The organism is Roseomonas mucosa ATCC BAA-692 (assembly GCF_000622225.1).
GTDB classification, from domain to species: domain Bacteria; phylum Pseudomonadota; class Alphaproteobacteria; order Acetobacterales; family Acetobacteraceae; genus Roseomonas; species Roseomonas mucosa.
The window spans coordinates 394,522-412,106 of record NZ_JHWD01000002.1 but is presented as its reverse complement, the minus strand read 5'-3'; the positions used below and the strand labels follow the sequence as shown (position 1 = coordinate 412,106).

The 17,585-nt window shown below is 71.2% G+C and carries 15 protein-coding genes; 8 read left to right on the top strand and 7 right to left on the bottom strand.

Annotated elements, in window-relative coordinates:
• The first annotated feature begins 125 nt into the window (after window positions 1-125).
• From dctA to BT98_RS0104485, 3 genes are all read left to right on the top strand, one after another.
• Window positions 126-1,469 carry a C4-dicarboxylate transporter DctA gene (gene dctA, locus BT98_RS0104495; protein ID WP_019462309.1) on the top strand — a complete coding sequence of 448 codons (1,344 nt, stop codon included), beginning with the start codon at window positions 126-128 and terminating at the stop codon, window positions 1,467-1,469.
• A 204-nt stretch (window positions 1,470-1,673) separates the two neighbouring features.
• Window positions 1,674-1,961, top strand: a complete 288-nt coding sequence (locus BT98_RS0104490) for a hypothetical protein (RefSeq protein WP_019462308.1) — start codon at window positions 1,674-1,676, stop codon at window positions 1,959-1,961.
• A 79-nt stretch (window positions 1,962-2,040) separates the two neighbouring features.
• The gene (locus BT98_RS0104485) at window positions 2,041-2,523 is read left to right on the top strand and encodes a GNAT family N-acetyltransferase (protein WP_019462307.1); all 483 of its coding nucleotides are present in this window, start codon (window positions 2,041-2,043) and stop codon (window positions 2,521-2,523) included.
• Window positions 2,524-2,548: 25 nt separating this feature from the next.
• On the opposite strand, the gene BT98_RS0104480 is transcribed toward BT98_RS0104485, so the two are convergent.
• The 4 genes from BT98_RS0104480 to BT98_RS0104465 form a co-directional block, all read right to left on the bottom strand.
• Window positions 2,549-3,826, bottom strand: coding sequence for an MFS transporter (locus tag BT98_RS0104480; protein ID WP_019462306.1), 1,278 nt, complete (start codon window positions 3,824-3,826; stop codon window positions 2,549-2,551).
• Window positions 3,827-3,860: 34 nt separating this feature from the next.
• Window positions 3,861-6,551, bottom strand: a complete 2,691-nt coding sequence (locus tag BT98_RS25920) for a putative bifunctional diguanylate cyclase/phosphodiesterase (protein ID WP_147292489.1) — start codon at window positions 6,549-6,551, stop codon at window positions 3,861-3,863.
• 223 nt (window positions 6,552-6,774) lie between these two features.
• A complete protein-coding gene (locus BT98_RS0104470) occupies window positions 6,775-7,575 on the bottom strand; it encodes a DUF2076 domain-containing protein (protein ID WP_019462304.1) in 801 nt (266 codons plus the stop codon).
• A 185-nt stretch (window positions 7,576-7,760) separates the two neighbouring features.
• Window positions 7,761-8,210, bottom strand: coding sequence for a CoA-binding protein (locus tag BT98_RS0104465; RefSeq protein ID WP_019462303.1), 450 nt, complete (start codon window positions 8,208-8,210; stop codon window positions 7,761-7,763).
• A 66-nt stretch (window positions 8,211-8,276) separates the two neighbouring features.
• On the opposite strand from BT98_RS0104465, the gene BT98_RS23230 reads away from it, so the two are divergent.
• Window positions 8,277-9,995 carry a glycoside hydrolase family 17 protein gene (locus tag BT98_RS23230; RefSeq protein WP_237719395.1) on the top strand — a complete coding sequence of 573 codons (1,719 nt, stop codon included), beginning with the start codon at window positions 8,277-8,279 and terminating at the stop codon, window positions 9,993-9,995.
• A gap of 38 nt (window positions 9,996-10,033) precedes the next feature.
• Here BT98_RS23230 and BT98_RS0104455 read toward each other — a convergent pair whose 3' ends face one another.
• Window positions 10,034-11,620 (bottom strand): ABC transporter substrate-binding protein, encoded by a 1,587-nt coding sequence (locus tag BT98_RS0104455; protein WP_019462301.1) that lies wholly within the window; start codon window positions 11,618-11,620, stop codon window positions 10,034-10,036.
• A 69-nt stretch (window positions 11,621-11,689) separates the two neighbouring features.
• Complete coding sequence (locus BT98_RS0104450; protein WP_019462300.1) at window positions 11,690-12,079, bottom strand: hypothetical protein; 390 nt, start codon at window positions 12,077-12,079, stop codon at window positions 11,690-11,692.
• A 232-nt stretch (window positions 12,080-12,311) separates the two neighbouring features.
• Between BT98_RS0104450 and BT98_RS0104445 the strand changes: the two genes are divergently transcribed.
• Together BT98_RS0104445 and BT98_RS0104440 are read left to right on the top strand one after the other, a co-directional pair.
• Window positions 12,312-13,121 carry a S49 family peptidase gene (locus BT98_RS0104445; protein WP_019462299.1) on the top strand — a complete coding sequence of 270 codons (810 nt, stop codon included), beginning with the start codon at window positions 12,312-12,314 and terminating at the stop codon, window positions 13,119-13,121.
• An 80-nt stretch (window positions 13,122-13,201) separates the two neighbouring features.
• The gene (locus tag BT98_RS0104440; RefSeq protein WP_019462298.1) at window positions 13,202-13,720 is read left to right on the top strand and encodes a hypothetical protein; all 519 of its coding nucleotides are present in this window, start codon (window positions 13,202-13,204) and stop codon (window positions 13,718-13,720) included.
• A gap of 65 nt (window positions 13,721-13,785) precedes the next feature.
• Here BT98_RS0104440 and BT98_RS0104435 read toward each other — a convergent pair whose 3' ends face one another.
• Window positions 13,786-14,286: a ketosteroid isomerase-related protein gene (locus BT98_RS0104435; RefSeq protein WP_019461537.1), complete on the bottom strand. Its 501-nt coding sequence runs from the start codon at window positions 14,284-14,286 to the stop codon at window positions 13,786-13,788.
• Window positions 14,287-14,334: 48 nt separating this feature from the next.
• Here BT98_RS0104435 and BT98_RS0104430 point away from each other — a divergent pair, with 48 nt between their 5' ends.
• Window positions 14,335-15,222 carry a glycine--tRNA ligase subunit alpha gene (locus BT98_RS0104430; RefSeq protein ID WP_019461536.1) on the top strand — a complete coding sequence of 296 codons (888 nt, stop codon included), beginning with the start codon at window positions 14,335-14,337 and terminating at the stop codon, window positions 15,220-15,222.
• Between the two features lie 54 nt (window positions 15,223-15,276).
• Entirely contained in the window at window positions 15,277-17,571 is a 2,295-nt protein-coding gene (gene glyS / locus BT98_RS23225; RefSeq protein ID WP_037249784.1) for a glycine--tRNA ligase subunit beta, read from the top strand.
• Window positions 17,572-17,585 lie beyond the last annotated feature (14 nt).

Genomic DNA, 17,585 nt, shown 5'->3' with positions numbered 1-17,585 from the left:
TGGACACGAGGTAACCGGGGAGAAAGGAAACACCCGGCAGTCCTCTATATATCAGTGGGCGTCAGCAGCCCGGTCGCTTCTCCGGAGGCCGTTCTTCGTTCCGGCCGGGACGGACTCTCGGAGATATGTCGCCCATGCTCAGGCGCTGGTTGTCCCTTCTCTACGTCCAGGTCCTCGTCGCCATCGTCCTCGGCGTTCTGGTCGGCGCCCTCTGGCCGGAGACCGGCGCGGCGATGAAGCCGCTGGGCGACGGCTTCGTGAAGCTGATCAAGCTGGTCATCGCCCCTGTGGTCTTCTGCACCGTGGTGCACGGCATCGCCTCGGTGAACGATGCGCGCTCGGTGGGCCGCGTCGGCATCAAGGCGCTGTTCTACTTCGAGGTGATCTCGACCTTCGCCCTGGTGATCGGCCTCTTCGTGGCCAAGGTCTTCGGCACCGGCAGCGGCTTCAACATCGACCCGTCGCAGCTCAACGCCAGCGCCATCCAGGCCTATGCCCAGCAGGCGGCCAAGGACAGCGTCGCGGCGCATCTGATGGCGATCATCCCCGACACCTTCATCGGCGCCTTCGCCAATGGCGACCTGCTGCAGGTGCTGCTGCTGGCGGTACTGACCGGCTTTGCCATCAATGCCCTGCCGGAGCGTTTCCGCGCGCCCACCGCGGCGGCGATCGACGGCATGGCGCGGGTCTTCTTCGGCATCGTCGCGATCGTGGTGAAGGTGGCGCCGATCGGTGCCTTCGGCGCCATGGCCTTCACCATCGGCGCCTATGGCATCCGCTCCCTGCTGCAACTGGGCGAGCTGGTGGGGACCTTCTACATCACCTCGGCGCTCTTCGTGCTGGTGGTGCTGGGCTTCGTCGGCTGGCTCTGCGGCTTCTCGATCCTGCGCTTCGTCAACTACATCCGCGAGGAGCTGCTGATCGTGCTCGGCACCTCCAGCAGCGAGAGCGTGCTGCCGCAGATCATGCGCAAGATGGAGGCGCTGGGCTGCTCGCCCAAGGTGGTCGGCATCACCGTGCCGCTCGGCTATTCCTTCAACCTCGACGGCACCAACATCTACATGACGCTGGCCACGATGTTCCTGGCCAATGCCACCAACACCCATCTGAGCTGGGGGCAGGAGCTGACCATCCTGCTGGTGGCGATGCTGACCTCCAAGGGCGCCTCGGGCGTGACCGGGGCGGGCTTCATCACCCTGGCGGCCACGCTGTCGGTCATCCCGGACATCCCCATCCAGGCCCTGGCCGTGCTGGTCGGCATCGACAAGTTCATGAGCGAGGTCCGCGCCCTGACCAATCTCGTCGGCAACGGCGTGGCCTGCGTGGCGATCAGCCGCTGGGAGGGCGAGCTGGACCCGGTTCGGCTGCGCGAGGCCCTGCACGGCATTCCCGTCGCCGGGATCGGTACGGAGGAACGCGGGACCCTGCCGCTGCCGGACCGCGACGGAGTGCGCCGCCCGGCGGAGTGAGGGCAGGGCCTGCATGCCGCCCCGGCCGGGCGCCGGGCCTCCGGAGCATTCCGGCGGCCCTTCGCGCTTTCTTCCGCAAAACTGATCCGGACCGGGGAAATCCCATGTCCCGCCGCATTGTGTCCGGAAACGCAGTCCCGCCACCCTTGTTTAGCTATTCTCCGGTGAGAAGGGTTCTCGGGACCCGCTCGGAAAAGGAATGGAATGGCGCAGGACACCAAGGAAAGGGCCCGCTTCTACCGGGAAACGCTGCAGGCGTCCCGCGAAGGCGGTGTCCGGTTCGCCCAGGAAATCCTTTCGGATATGGACCGGGGGGAGATGACGAAGGTCCTCGCCCGGGCCACGGCCGGGGTCCGGGAACATCTGGCCGGGGCCCTGGGCTGCACGCCGCCCGAGGTCGTGGACTGCGCCGACGCCTTCACCGAGGCGGCCGTGGTGGAATGGACGCGCATCCGGGCCGCCATGGGAAGCATGCGGAGCGGGATGGCTTGAAGCCCGGAAGGGTGGCAGGTCCGCTCCGGCAACGGCCGTTTCCCGGCCTTACCTTCTCCATTCCGGCGCGAGGACTTCCATGACCGTCACCGTGGCGCAGGCGGATTACGGCGACCCGGTCCAGGCCGGCGCGATCGCCCGGCTGATGCGGGAATACGCCCTCGACCCGATGGGCGGCGGCAAGCCCCTGCCGGACGGCGTCGCGGAGGGCCTGGCCGCGGAACTGGCCCGGCGGCCCCAGGCCCTGACCCTGCTGGCCCATGCGGAGGGCGAGGCGGCGGGGCTGCTGAACGCCTTCGAGGGCTTCTCCACCTTCGCCGGGCGGCCCCTGCTGAACCTGCACGACGTGGTGGTGTCCCGCCGCTTCCGGGGGCGGGGGATCGGCCGGATGCTGCTGGCCGAGGCCGAGCGGATCGCGCGGGAACGGGGCTGCTGCAAGATCACGCTGGAGGTGCTGGAAGGGAACCGGGTGGCCCGCGCCGCCTATGAAAAGGCGGGTTTCGGCGCCTATGTGCTCGATCCCGCCGCCGGCCGGGCGCTGTTCTGGCAGAAGCCGCTATAGGCGCCGGCGGTCCGGCGCCGCCCCATCACTCGGCCGCCACCACGCCGACCTCGCGGCGCGCCTCGCCCCGCCCGCCGCCGGCGCAGAGCAGCGACAGGCCCAGCAGCAGCGCCACCAGCGGCAGCACCAGCACGGCATAGCCGGCATCCAGCAGCATGCCCACCGGCACGGGGATCAGGGCGCTGCCCAGCGGCAGGCCGGAGGAGATGAAGCCGAAGACCTTGCCGATCTGCCCGGGCGGCGAGGCCTCCTTCACCATCACGTCGCGCGGGGTGCGGGAAGCGCCGAGCGCCGTGCCGGCCGCCACCACGATGATGGGCTGCAGGATGTCCGGCAGCGGCAGGGCGCCGAGCAGGAGCAGCAGCGCCATGGAAAGCAGCGTCAGCCCCACCACGAAGACCAGGTGCCGCCGCGACCGGTCGGCATACCACCCGCCCAGCAGCACCCCGGCCGAATTGCCGATCATGTAGCCGGTCAGCGCCCAGGACGCGACCTCCAGCGGCGTGCCCCAGATCTGGCCCAGCACCGGGATCAGGAAGGACTGGATGCCGGAGCTGGCCATGGAGGACAGCAGGAAGAAGGCGAAGAAAAGCAGCATCGGCCGCGACAGCAGCAGGTTGCCGCCCGCGCCGGCATTCGTGGCGGGGCGGGCGGTGCGGGGCTTCGCTTGGTCCGCCAGGATGCGGGACTGCCAGAGGATCGCCGCCACCACCGGCACGCCCAGCAGCCCGACCAGCGCCAGCGTGGCGCGCCAGCCCATCAGGTCCGACAGGGTCAGCACCACGACCGGCGCCAGGGCGAAGCCGAGATTGCCGGTGAAGGTGTGGAGCGAGAAGGCGCGGCCCATGCGATGGCCGCTGACGCTGCCGGCCAGGATGGCGTAGTCGGCCGGATGGATCACGCTGTTGCCGATGCCCGACAGCAGCGCCAGCAGCAGCACCGCCCAGAAGCCCGGGGCGAGGCCCATGGCGGAGATCGAGAGCGCCATCAGCAGCGTGCCGCCGACCAGGAAGGGGCGTGCGCCGTGCCGGTCCACCAGGAAGCCGACCGGCGTCTGCAACGCGGCGGTCACGCCGCTCATCAGCGCCAGCGCCAGGCCGAGCGTGGCATAGGAGACGCCGAACTCCTCGCGCCACAGCGGAAACAGCGGCGCGAGGCAGAGCATGTAGAAATGCGACAGGAAATGCCCGGTGCAGATCAGCCCGATCGCAGGCCAGTCCCTGGAGCCACGGTCGGGGGAGGCATGGTCGGGGAAGGCGGGGGCGGTGCGTTCCCCGGGCGGGGCTTCCGGATCGGCGGACATGTCGCGCGCAGGCTGCGCCGCGGCCGGGCAGCAGTCAACTCGGCACCGTATCGTCCACGCCTTCGGGGCTGCCGCCCGGGGCGCCGGCGCCTTCCCCGGTCAGCGAGCGCCAGCGTTCGATCGGCAGGGGGCGGCCGATCAGCCAGCCCTGGATCTCCTCGCAGCCCTCGGCGCGCAGGGCGCGGGCCTGCTCCTCCGTCTCCACCCCCTCGGCGGTGACGGGCAGGCCGAGGCTGCGGGCCAGGGCCAGCGTGCCGCGCACGATGGCGGCGGAGGTCGCGTCCTCGGCCATGGTGGCGATGAAGCCGCGGTCCAGCTTCAGCCGGCCGAAGGGGAAGGCGCGCAGCGTCATCAGCGAGGAATAGCCGGTGCCGAAATCGTCCAGGGTGATCCCCACCCCCATGCCGCGCAGCGCGCTCAGCGTGGCCTGCACCTGCCCGACATCGCGCAGCAGCAGGCCTTCGGTGACCTCCAGCTCCAGCCGCTCCGGCGGCAGGCCGGAACTGCGCAGCGCGCGGTGGACGACGGCCACCAGATCCCCCTGCTGCACCTGTACCGGAGAGACGTTGACCGCGAGGCGGAGCGGGCGGCCCCAGCACGCCGCCTCGGCGCAGGCGGTCCGCAGCACCCATTCGCCGATCTCCAGGATGGTGCCGGAGCGTTCGGCGGAGGGGATGAAGACATCCGGGGACAGCAGGCCACGCTCGGGGTGGCGCCAGCGCAGAAGGGCCTCGAAGCCGACGATCCGGGGCAGGGCCTCCGCGTCCACGGTTGCCCCAGAAGCCTCCCCGAGGGTTTCGCCAGGAGCTGCCCGGGGCGAATCGAGCGCCGCCTGCGGCTGCCAGGCGAGCTCCAGCTGCCCCTGCGGCACGGCCTGCCGCAGGTCCTGCTCCAGCGAGCGCGCGTCGCGGATCTCGCGGTCCATCTCGAAGGAGAAGCTGGACCAGCCGTTCCGCCCGGCGAGCTTGGTGCGGTAGAGGGCGGTGTCGGCACATTCCAGCAGCCCGCTGGCATCCGCCGCGTCGGTTGGGAAAAGGGCGAGCCCCGCCGAGGCGGAAACGATGCCCTCCCGCCCATCGCCCAGGTCGTAGCTGCGGCGCAGCAGGGTGATCAGCCGCGTGGCGAGGCGCTGGATCGTCTCGGCGGCGCGGGCGGCATCCTCCGGCAGGCCGGACTGCACCACCACGAACTCGTCCCCGCCCAGCCGCGCCACCAGGTCCCCGGGGCGCGCGGCGGCCTGGATGCGCTCGGCCACCTGCAGCAGCAGCTGGTCCCCCGCCCGGTGCCCCCAGCGGTCGTTGATGCTCTTGAACCCATCGAGGTCCAGGTACAGCACCCCGACCCGCTGCCCCGTCTCGCGCGCCGCGCCGAGGCTTTCCTCCAGATGCTTCTGCAGGCGCCAGCGGTTGGCGAGGCCGGTCAGGGAGTCCTTTTCCGCCAGCCGGCGGACCTGCTCCTCGGCTTCCCGCTCCCGCGTGATGTCCTGCAGCACGCCGCGGATGGCCGCTGGGCGGCCCTGCGCGTCGCGCTGCAGGCGGAACTCGATCCAGCACCAGGCGGTGGTGCCGTCGGCGCGACGGATGCGCCTTTCGCTGCGCAGGTTGCGCTCCGGTTCCGCCAGAAGGCGGCGCCAGACATGCCGCACGTCCTTGTGGCCCTCGGGGTCGAGGTGGTCGAGGATCCAGGAGAGCGGGCGCATGGGCTGCCGGGGGTCGGTGCGGAACAGCCGGTGGACGCCCTCGCTCCAGGTGACGCGGCGGGTCGCGAGATCGAGCGAGAACTCCCCGATCTGCGCCACGGCATGGGCGAGGCGGAGATCCTGCTCCGCCTCCATGAGCCGGTGCACCGTGGCGGCGCGCGCCCGGCCATGCCGCCGCAGGGCCAGGGTGATGCCGGTCATGGCCACGGCCAGCGCCACCAGGGCGGCCAGGCAGGCCAGGCTGATCTCCCGCCAGCGGCGCATCGTCTCCGCCGCGGAAAGGCTGACGGTGACATGGGCCGCGAAAGGCGGCACCGGGCTGGTGGCTGTCAGCCAGTCCTGCCCGCTCCAGCTCGCCAGCCCGGTGGCGGGGGTGTCACGCGTGCCGGTGATCCGGCTCAGCAGATCGGGACTGCCACGCTGTGCCAGCACGGTCTGGATCGGGCCCTGCTGCTGCAGACGGACGGCGGAGGGTTGCAGGGCCAGCAGCCCATCAAAGGATTCCAGCAGCGCCGTGGCCTGCAGGATCATTCCTGCTCCGTACTGTCCGGCGCCGGAAGGCGGGCGCAGCAGCGCGAGGAAACGAGGTGGCCGGTCCTGTGGCAGGGTGATGAGCCGGGACGGCGTTCCTGGCGAGGCCAGGGCGGGCGGGACGGTGGGTGAGGGCACGGACAAGGCGCCGAGGGCCCCTTCCAGTTCCGGGTTCTCGAAGGTGGACGCGATCACCGTGCCCTGCCGGTCCCGCAGGAAGACCCCCACTTCCCCCGGCAGCATCTGGCAGCACCCTATCATCCGGCGAAGCGCCGCATCGTCCGGCAACGGGCCGTGGGGCGGCAGGTCGGATTGCAGGAGGGACAGCGCATTGTCCGCGCTCCGCAGCACCTGCTGGACCTGCCCGGCCATGCCCTGCGCGATGACCCTGGCTTCGGCCCGCAGGCTGTCCAGCAACAGGTCCCGCACCGTGCTGATCCCGATGCAGGCGCCCACCAGCATGACGAGGGACGCGACCAGGGCCACCCAGGGCATGGCCTCCACGACCAGGCCGCCGGGGGCCGGGCCCGCCAATGCCTGCGCGCCACCCGCCACAGGCAGGAACCCGGCCCCGTCGCGCAGGACAGGGCCGGGTCTGGCAGTTTCATGGGGTGGCTGGGACGGTATGGACCGGATTTCCTCTCGCGTCCTGGCGGGAGGCCCGTGCCCCGCACCGTCCCAGGATATCAGAAGCCCGGGACGTCAGGCCACCGGGACATCAGACCTCGTCATCATAGCTGCCTGGATCGCTTGTATCATAGCCGGAGGCGTCATCCTGCCCCCAACCGGCATCTTGTGACGATGCCGCATCATTTTGGCTCCAGCCCGTGTCCTGGGCGCCATAGGCATCGTTCTGCCCGGCCGGGTCCGTCCAGGGAGAGGAAGCCGGGGTGGCCACCGCATCCTGGCCGAAGGCGCCGCCCGTGGCATCGTCCACCACGCTGGCCGCATGCGCCTCGTGGCCCGAGAACATGTTCATCAGCGCATTGCCGAGGACCATGCCGCCCGCCACGCCCGCCGCCGTGGTCAGTGCGGTGCCGAGAAAGCCCGAGCCGCTACGGCCCGGCTGCAGCATCTGCTGCGGCGCATAGCCGTTCGGCATGGCCATGGGCTGCGGCGGCGGCGACATCGGCCGCGCCGGCACCGGCTGGCGCTGGCCGCCGCCGAACATGCCGCCGAACAGCCCGCCCCGATTGCCACCCTGGGCCTGTGCCGCCTCCACCTGCTGGCGTGCGTTGTCGAGCTCCCATTCCAGCTGCTGGATGCGGTTCTGCGCCTGTACCAGAGCGGCCTCCTGCACAAAGGCCGTCTGGGTGATTCGGTAGCGCGCCTCGGGATAGCGGGCGAAAAGGTCCTGGATCAGCCGGTCCGCCTCGGGGTCCACGGGCGGAAGGCTGGAGGGTGCCCGGGTCGAGGGCACGCTGCCGCCCCACGGGCTGGCCGGGCGCGCCGCCTGGGCCTCGGCCCCCGAAACGCGCGTGACGTAGTCCGTGATGATGCGACGCTCTTCCTCGGTCATCGTTCCATATGCTCCGATCTGCCGCCACGGGGCGCATGCGCCCGCCGATGCAGAGAACGCGGAGTTGGACCAGAACGCGGCGGCTTTCAATCCAATTCTAACAAGAAGTTAACGTTTGATACGAATACGGCGGCTTTTTCATCCGCTGGCCATCTCCGCCGCCATCTTCACCCCTGGACGCCGGTTCACTCCGGGGCTGGACCGGAGATCCGGGGCGGAAGGCCCAGCCGGCCCCATTCGATCGCCGGGCAGCGGTCCATGACGCAAACCACTCCGGCCGCGCGCGCCCGCTCCGCCGCAGCCTGGTCCACGACCCCGAGCTGCAGCCAGACCGCCGGGGCGCCGAGCCGGATCGCCTCGTCCACCACCGCCCCGGCATCCTCCGAGCGCCGGAAGACATCCACGAGGTCGAGCGGCGCGGCCTCCTCCAGGCCCGCCACGGCGGCCACGCCATGCAGCGTCCGGCCCGCCAGGGCGGGATTGACCGGCACCGCGTCGTAGCCCCGGTCGAGCAGAAAGCGGAACACGCCGTTCGACGGCCGCCCCGGCCGGTCCGAAGCGCCCACCACCGCGATGCGGCGCGTGCGCAACAAGAGGTCGCGCACCGCCTCGTCGCTCATCCCGTCCAGGCCCATTCGCCTTTCCTCCACCTTCGTTTCGCCATACCGGCCCGCTAGGAAGGGGCCAGTATGGAGGTGAACATGCGACGCGCGAACGGGTTCACCCCGCGACCGGCTTCCCGGGGAACTTCCCCGGGGACTGCCCCGGGATGGGGCCTGCCGGCCGTCCTGCTGCTCGGGCTGCTGGCCACGCTGCTGGCCTGGTGGTGGCCGAACCGGGCGCAGCTCGGCGACCTGCCGATGCCGGCGGAGCGGCTGAACAGCGTCTCCTTCGCGCCCTTCCGCACCGGGGACAGCCCATTGCGCGGGATCTTCCCCAGCGCGGCGGAGGTCGAGGAGGACATGCGCCTGATCGCTCCGCGCGTCCGGGGCATCCGCACCTATGCCAGCGTCGAAGGCGACTACGACGTGGCCGCCATCGCCGCGCGCAACGGGCTGAAGCTCTGGCAGGGCGCCTGGCTGAGCGGCACGCTGGCGAACAACGAGCGCGAGGTGGCGCGGCTGATCGAGAGCGCCAACCGCCATCCGGAGACAGTGGAGCGCGTGGTCGTCGGCAACGAGGTGCTGCTGCGCCGCGACCTGCCGCCCGCCGCGCTGATCGGCTACCTCGACCGCGTGCGGGCCGCTGTGCGGCAGCCCGTGACCTATGCCGATGTCTGGGAGTTCTGGCAGCAGTTCCCGGAGGTGGCGAGGCATGTGGACATCGTCACCATCCACATCCTGCCCTATTGGGAGGACGAGCCGCTCGATGTCGAGGCGGCGATCGCCCATACCCGCGACATCGTCCATCGCATGCGGGCGCTCTTTCCCGGCAAGCCCATCGCCATCGGCGAGGTCGGCTGGCCCAGCGCCGGCCGCTGGCGCGAGGGGGCGGTGCCCTCCACAGTGAGCCAGGCGCGCTTCCTGCGGGAGTTCGCGGCGCTGAGCCGGGAGGAGGGCTTCGACTACAACGTCATCGAGGCCTTCGACCAGGTCTGGAAGTACAAGAGCGAGGGCACGGTCGGCGCCGCCTGGGGCCTCTGGACCGCCGACCGGCAGCCGAAATTCGCCCTCTCCGGCCCGGTGCGGGAGAACGCGCTCTGGGGCTGGTATGCCGGGGCGGCGGCGCTGCTGGGCCTCGGCCTCCTCGCCGCCACCGCCCGCGCCTTTCCCGCCGCGCCGCGCGCACCGCTGGCGCTGCTGGCCCTGGCGCTGGGCAACGCGCTGGCCTTCGCCTGGTGCGGCGGCGTGCCCTATGCCTTCGACGAGCACCTGATGCTGGCGGTCACGGCGAACCTCGCCGGGCAGGCGCTGCTGGCGGCGCTGCTGCTGCGCCGGGCGGGGCAGGTCCTGTCCGGCCTGCCGGTGGAGATGCCGCGCACCGGCGCCCAGGCGACGGCCTCGGTCCGGGCCCTGCTGCGCGGGCGGCTGCGCTGGCGGGACTGGCGCGGCTTCGCCTTCGACGACCTGTCCTTCGTCTTCCTCTGGACGGCGATGGTCCTCCAGCTCCTGCTGCTCTTCGATCCGCGCTACCGCGACTTCCCGTTCCCCACCTTCGCCGTGCCGCTGGTCGCGGTCGTCGCCCGGGCGCTGCTGCGCGACCTGCCCCTGCGCGGCGGCGGCTGGGCGGAGGCCTGGGCGGGCGGCACCCTGGCCCTGGCGGCGCTGGCCAGCGCGTGGCGCGAGGGGCCGGAGAACCTCCAGGCGCTGGGCTGGACGGCCTGCGCCCTGGGCCTCGCGGCGCCGGCCCTGCTGCGCCTGCGACGGCGGGCGGAGGCGACCGGAAAGGCGCTCCGCCCAGCCCGCGCCACGGCGGAGTGATGGGGGCGGGGCGTTCCCCCCCCGGCGCCATCGCTTTATCAGGCGTTTTTTCGGACGTTCCAGAACAGCGCGTAGGGGGCCTTCAACGTGCCCGACAACGTGTCGCGATAGGCCGATGCCGAGGTCCACTGCCCGATGGGGATATAGGGCAGCGAGGTGAAGGCCTGCTGCTGGATCTCGCGGCAGATCGCCTGGGCGGCAGCGGTATCGGGCGCATCCATCCACTGGCCGCGCAGCGCCTCCAGCTTCGGGTCGTCCGGCCAGCCGGCCCAGGACGAGGCTCCGGCGGAACGCAGCGGATAGGAGCTGCCCGGCGTGGCCACGGAAAGCGAGGCCCAGGTGGTGACGAAGCAGTTCCAGCCACCCTGGTCGATCGGGTCCTTCTTCGCCATGCGGGACAGCATGGTGCCCCAGTCCATCACCTGGAAATCGATGTTCAGCCCCATCTTGGTGAGCTGGTCCAGCATTACCTGGCTGGCCGCCATGATCTGCGCCAGGTCGGAGGGCGCCATCATCACGATCCGCTCGCCCTTGTAGCCCGCCTCCTTCACCAGTTGCCGGGCACGGGCCAGGTCGCGCGGGCCGGCGAGCACGCCGAGCCTGGCATCGTTGGCCATCGGGCTGCCCTCGGGGAAGAAGCCGACCGGGACGTTGCCATAGGCCTTCTCCTCGCCCACGGCGGCGGCCACCACCTCCTCCTGGCTCACCCCCGGCAGCAGAGCCTGGCGCAGCTTCGGATTGTCGAAGGGCGGCAGGAGCTGGTTGAAGCGCAGGATGCCCAGGGCGCCGAAAACATCGAGCTTGTCGGTCTTCACTCCGGCGCTCTTCCGTAGCATCGGCAGCAGGTCGAGCAACGGGCGCTCCACCCAGTCCACCTCGCCCCGTTGCAGCGCGGCGGCGGCGGTGGCCGGGTCGGGCTGGGTGATCCAGTCGATCCGGTCGAAATGCGCCTGCTTGCCGCCACTCATCATGTCCGGCGCTTCCGCGCGGGGGCGGTAGCGGTCGAAGCGGGCATAGCCCGCATGCGCGCCGGTCTGCCACTCGTCGGCCAGGAAGCGGTAGGGGCCGCTGCCGATCACCTCCTTGATCTGCTGGCTGGCGGGAGTCTTCGCGATCCGCTCGGGCATGACGAAGACGCTGCGCGCGGCGATGGCGAAGAGCAGCAGGCCGAAGGGCTTGTTCAGCGCGAGCTGGAAGCGCCGGTCGTCGAGCGGCTTCGCCTCGACCAGGATGGCGGCGATGCTCTGACCGAACGGGTCCTTCTCCATCCAGCGGCGCAGCGAGGCGACGCAGTCCAGGGCGCGCACCGGCTCCCCGTCATGAAAGAACAGCCCCTCGCGCAGGGTGAAGGTCCAGACGCGCCGGTCCTCCGACAGCGTATGCCCCTCGCACATCTGCGGCTTCGGCTGCTGGTCCAGGGTCAGGCCATAGAGTGTGTCCCAGACCATGTAGCCATGGGTATAGGCCACCACCGCCGCGCTCCAGAGCGGGTCGATGGTGGAAAGGTCCACCGAGGGCACGAAGCGGAGGCGGCGGCTGCCCTCCGCCTGGGCGAGTGCCGGGCCGGCCAGGAGCGGCGCGGTGGCCAGGCCGGTGGCGGAGGCGAGAAAGCGGCGGCGGCGCATGAGGATCTCCTGGATCGGGAGGCAACACCTGCCGGCGCGACTTGCAAGCGCCGTGCCCCGCCCCCGCCGTCAGGCCGGGCGGCGGGGGCGCATGGCGTCGCCGATCCAGGCCCAGGCGCCCAGCACGGCGCCCAGCATCCCCCAGCTGGCATTGTAGTTCAGCACCGCGATGACCCCGAGTGCCACGGCGGCGATGCGGGCGGGGGCCGGGCCACCGAGAAAGGCCCAGAGCCCCAGCAGCAGCGCCCCGGCGCCCCAGAGCTGCCAGTGCTGCAGCCAGAGCAGCGCCGCGCGCGGGCGGCAGGCCAGGGGCGCCCGCGACAGGTCCAGGCAGAGCGCGCCCCATTCCCGCGGCTCGACGTAGAGATGCCGGTAGAGCGCCATGGCGCCCACGGCGAGCAGCACGGCACCCAGGGAAAGCGCGTGCCGGGTGAGGGCCTGTCGGGCGGGGGAGGGCAAGATCCGGGACCTTTCCATGGGCTGCGCCGGCGCAGCCTGCCGCGGGAATGTGGCCCGCTTGCGGCGGCTCCCGCACCGCGCCGTGGCCGGCCACCCGGATGGGGCTTGCCGGAGGGGCTGGAAGGGGAGGGAGCACCCGGGGCGCCCGCATGGGGGCGCCCGCATGGAGCGCCGGTCCGGGCTGTCACGGTTGCTGGCTTGATCCGGCGGCGCCCATGGGCATCCTGGGGCCATGCCTCTTCCCTTCTTCGACCGGCGCCCCCGGGTGGCCGTCATCCGCATGTCCGGCGTCATCGCCGCCCGGGCCACGGGCCTCGGCGGCCCCGGCCTCAGCGCCGCCGGGCTGGCGCCGGTGCTGGAACGCGCCTTCGGGCTGAAGCGCCTGGCGGGGGTGGTGCTCGCCATCAACTCGCCCGGCGGCTCGCCCGTGCAGTCCTCGCTGATCGCGGCGCGGATCATCCGGCTGGCGGACGAGAAGGACGTGCCGGTGATCGCCTGCATCGAGGATGCCGGGGCGTCGGGCGGCTACTGGATCGCCTGCGCGGCCGACGAGATCGTCTGCGACCCTGCCTCCATCACCGGCTCCATCGGGGTGATCTCCCAGGGATTCGGCTTCCAGGAGGCGATCGAGCGCCTTGGCGTGGAGCGCCGGGTGGTGACGGCGGGGGAGAACAAGTCCTTCCTCGACCCCTTCCTGCCCCCCGATCCGTCGCAGCAGGAGAGGCTGCACCAGCTCCTCGACACGCTGCACGAGGAGTTCAAGGACTGGGTCCGCTCCCGCCGTGCCAGCCGGCTGAAGGCACCGGAAAGCGAGGTCTTCAGCGGCCGCTTCTGGACGGGGCGGGAGGCGGTGGCGCTCGGCCTCGCCGACCGGCTGGGCGACCTGCACGGGGAGATCGAGCGCCGCTTCGGCAAGGAGGCGAAGATCGTCTGGCTGAACATCCGGCGGCCGCGCTGGCCCTGGCGGCTCTTCTCCGCTGCCGTGGGCGCGACGCTGGAAATCCTGGAGGAACGCTCGGCCCGGGCACGGCTGGGGCTCTGAGGGGGCCGGCAGGGCCTTAAACCCTCCTGGCGCCGGGACGTTGCCCCGGTGGGAAACAGACCAGACCAAGGAGAGACGCGATGAGCATTCCTGTTGCCGGCGAACTCGGCCTGCTGTCCGAGGGCGAATACGCGCCGATCCTGCAGAGCCACTACCCGCATCTGGAGAGCCTGTCGCAGGAGGAGACACTGGGGCTGGCCCGCTGGCTGCGCGAGCAGCGCAACCGATCCCGCGACCTGGTGCGGCAGCGGCGCCGCGCCCGGCGCGGCAAGGGGCCGGGGCCCGCGGAATCGAGCGAGCGCGGGCTGGCGGCGAAGAAGCAGGTCTTCGCCAATGCGCTGAAGCGGGTGAACGCGCGGCTCGACACCCTCAATGCCGGGAAGCGCCGCGTCCGCAACGCGGAGCGCCTGCGCGCTGCCCTGCGCCGCCGCGAGGCGGCGCCGACGCATCATCCCGGCGGCGGCCGGACGGCGGGCGAGGGGATGACTCCCACCCGCAACCGGGGCATCCGGGTGAAGGTCGATCCGCGCGAGGTGGGCCGCGTCTCTCAGTTCGTGAAGAACGCCCAGGCCCGCAAGGACCGGCGCCAGGCGGCCTGACGACATCCCCCGGCGGCTTCCCCCCCCCCCCGGGACAGTCGGGGGGGGGGCAGCCGGGCGGGGCTTCAGCCGCCGACCTGCCGCATCCAGTCGGCGAGGTTGTAGGCCATGGAGAGGCGGCCGATCCTGCCGTCGCGGATGGTGAGGAAGGCGCCGGCCGGCAGCACGTAGCGTTGCCCCTGCGCCGGCGGCAGGCCCTCGTCGGTGGCGAGGTACTCGCCCTCCACCACGAATTCGGCCGCCGCGCGGGTGCCCGTGGCATCCAGCATCACCACCAGATCCACCAGCTTCTCGCGGTAGCAGCGCTCCATGTGCTTCAGGAAGGCGGCGAAGGCCTGCTTGCCCACCTGCCTGCCGCCCTGGTTGATGTCATGGGCCACGTCCTCGGCGAGGCAGTCGAGCATCGCCGCCCAGTCGCCCCGGTTGAAGGCGTCGTAATAGGCGAGGATCAGCCGCTCGGAGGCATGGGCCTCGGGCAGGGCGCCGGGGTCGCCAGGACCGCCTTCCGTGCCGGAGGGGGCATGTGCGGCGGGGGAGGCTGCTGCGGCATGGGTGGGATGGTGCATGGCGGGGGCCTTCCGGTGGGAGGGGGCGGACCTTATGGTGCGCGCGCCATGTCCGCCAAGCCGCCTTCCTTCCAGGAACTGATCCTGCGCCTCCATGCCTATTGGAGCCGCCAGGGTTGCGTCATCCTCCAGCCCTACGACATGTCCGTGGGCGCCGGGACCTTCCACCCCGCGACGACGCTGCGCGCCCTGGGCGCCACGCCGTGGAAGGCCGCCTATGTGCAGCCTTCCCGCCGCCCCTCCGACGGGCGCTATGGCGAGAACCCGAACCGGCTGCAGCACTACTACCAGTACCAGGTCATCATGAAGCCGAGCCCGCAGAACGCGCAGGAACTCCTGCTCGATTCCTACCGCGAGATCGGCCTCGACCCGCTGAAGCACGATTTCCGCTTCGTGGAGGATGACTGGGAAAGCCCGACGCTGGGTGCCTGGGGCCTGGGCTGGGAGGTCTGGTGCGACGGGATGGAGGTCGGCCAGTTCACCTATTTCCAGCAGGTGGGCGGCATCCCGGTGGTGCATCCGAGCTTCGAGATGACCTACGGGCTGGAGCGGCTCGCCATGTACGTGCAGGACATCGAGAACGTGTACGAGCTGGATTTCAACGGCCAGGGCGTGAAGTACGGCGACGTCTTCCTGCGGGCGGAGCGGGAGTTCAGCGCCTACAACTTCGAGTTCGCCGACGTGCCGAGGCTGTTCCAGCACTTCGCCGATGCCGAGGCCGAGTGCAATGCGCTGGCCGACCGGGGCCTCGCTTTGCCGGCCTATGACCAATGCATCGCCGCCAGCCACCTGTTCAACCTGCTCGATGCGCGCGGCGCGATCAGCGTGACGGAGCGCGCCGCCTATATCGGCCGCGTCCGCGCCCTGGCGAAGCGGTGCTGCGAGGGCTGGGTCGCCGGGGAGGCCGCGTTGGAAGCCCCGAAGACGGCGGCCTGACCGCCGCGCCGCCCCACGCCCCTCGCAAGCACCGACCGAGAAGCCGCCCCTACGATGCCCGAACTCCTGCTCGAACTCTTTTCCGAGGAAATCCCGGCGCGCATGCAGGCGCGTGCGGCGGAAGACCTCGCCCGCCTTCTCACCGAGGCGCTGAAGCCCGCCGGCCTCGTGCCGGAGAACCTCCGCACCTTCCACGGCCCGCGCCGCATCGCCCTGGCGGCGGCGCTGCCGGCAACGTCTGCGGAAGAGCAGTGGGAGGAGCGAGGTCCCAGACAGGGTGTTGCCGCGAATGTGCTGACCGCATTCATTCGGTCGAAAGTCGCCGGGAAATTCGGTAAATCCGCCTCTTCCAAGCTTTCGGAAGAAGAGGCGGTTCGGCGCCTTATTGCAGGGGAGGCCGTTGCCTACCCTGATGACGAGCTTGGCATTGTGCGCGACTTGAGATTGGCATGGCGGCCGTCTGGCAAGTCGCTGGCATTAGTAGCATCGGCCATTGTACCTGGTCGTTCGTCTCGGGCAGTCATCGCCGAGGCGATGCCGCCGCTGCTGCGCCGCTTCCCCTGGCCCAAGTCGATGCGCTGGGGCGGCACCTCCACCTTCACCTGGGTGCGGCCGCTGAAGCGCATCCTCTGCACCTTCGGGGGGCGGGTCGTGGCCTTCGACCTGCGCCAGGGCGAGGATGACGGGCACGGCCTCGCCGCCTCGGACCTCACCGAGGGCCATCGGCTGATGGCCCCGGGCGTCTTCGCCGTGCATTCCCTGGCGGAATGGGAAAGCGGCCTTCGCGCCCGCAAGGTGATCCCCGGCGCGCCGGAGCGCGAGGCGATGATCGAGCGCGAGGTCGCCCGCCTCGCCGCCGCCGAGGGGCTGGAGGTGGTGCAGGACCGCGGATTGCTGGCCGAGGTGGCGGGGCTGGTGGAATGGCCGGTGCCGCTGCTGGGCGGCATCGACGACGCCTTCATGGACCTGCCGCCCGAGGTGATGCGCACCACCATGCGGGTGAACCAGCGCTACTTCGCGCTTCGCCACCCGGACGGGCGGGCGGCGAACCGCTTCGCCCTGGTCGCCAATATCGAGGCGGTGGATGGCGGCCGGGCCATCGTGGCGGGCAACGAGCGCGTGTTGCGCGCCCGTCTCTCGGATGCCCGCTTCTTCTGGGATGGCGACCGGCAGCAGCGGCTGGAAAGCCGGCTGCCGAAGCTGGCCCATGTTGTCTTCCACGCAAAGCTCGGCACCCAGGGCCAGCGGGTGGAGCGGCTGGAGCGGCTGGCCCGCTTCCTTGCCCCGCTGGTCGGCGCCGACCCGGAAAAGGCGGCGCGGGCCGGCCGGCTGGCCAAGGCCGACCTCGCCTCCGGCATGGTGGGCGAGTTCCCGGAGCTGCAGGGGCTGATGGGCCGCTACTACGCCCTGCATGACGGCGAGGCGCCGGAGGTGGCCGAGGCGATCGGCGCGCATTACCGCCCGCTCGGCCCCGGCGACGAGGTGCCGCGCGAGCCCACCGCCATCGCCGTGGCGCTGGCGGACAAGATCGACCAGCTGGTCGGCTTCTTCGCGGCGGATGAGCGCCCGACCGGCTCGGGCGACCCCTATGCGCTGCGCCGCGCCGCGCTGGGCGTGATCCGCATCATCCGCGAGAACGGGCTGCGCCTGCCGCTGGCCGATGTGATCGCCGAGGCCTTCTTCGGCTATCCCGCCGCCCAGGGCCTGACGGCGGACCCGGAATTCGGCATGGCGGTGGCGGCCGAGAAGATGAATGCCGGCTTCCAGCCCCCCGCCGGCTCCGCGCAGCCGCCGATGGTGGCGGCCTTCGCCGCCGGGCTGCTGGACTTCCTGGCCGAGCGCCTGCGCGTGCAGCTCCGGGCCGAGGGGGCGCGGCACGACATCCTGGCCGCCGCCTTCGGCGCCCGGGGGGAGGCGGGGGGTGGTGAGGACGATCTCGTCCGCCTGCTCGCCCGGGCCGATGCGCTGCGGGATTTCCTCTCGACTCCGGAAGGGGCGGACCTCCTCGCCGCCTATCGCCGGGCGGCAAACATCCTCCGAATCGAGGAGAAGAAGAGCGGAGAAATTCCCGCAACGGTTGATCCCTCCCTGCTGGCCCTGGCGGAAGAGGTCACGTTGTGGGAAGTTCTGAATGATATTGATGTTGCGGTGCGGGAAGCGCTTGACGCGGAACGGTTTTCGACGGCCATGACTGTTTTTGCGACGCTGCGGGGTCCCGTGGACGCATTTTTCGAGAAGGTCGTGGTGAATGACGCCGATCCGGCGCTGCGCTACAACCGCCTCGGCCTGCTCAAGACGCTCCGTGGCGCGATGGATCGCGTCGCGGAGTTCCAACGCGTTGAAGGCTGAAGAGGGACGAGCCT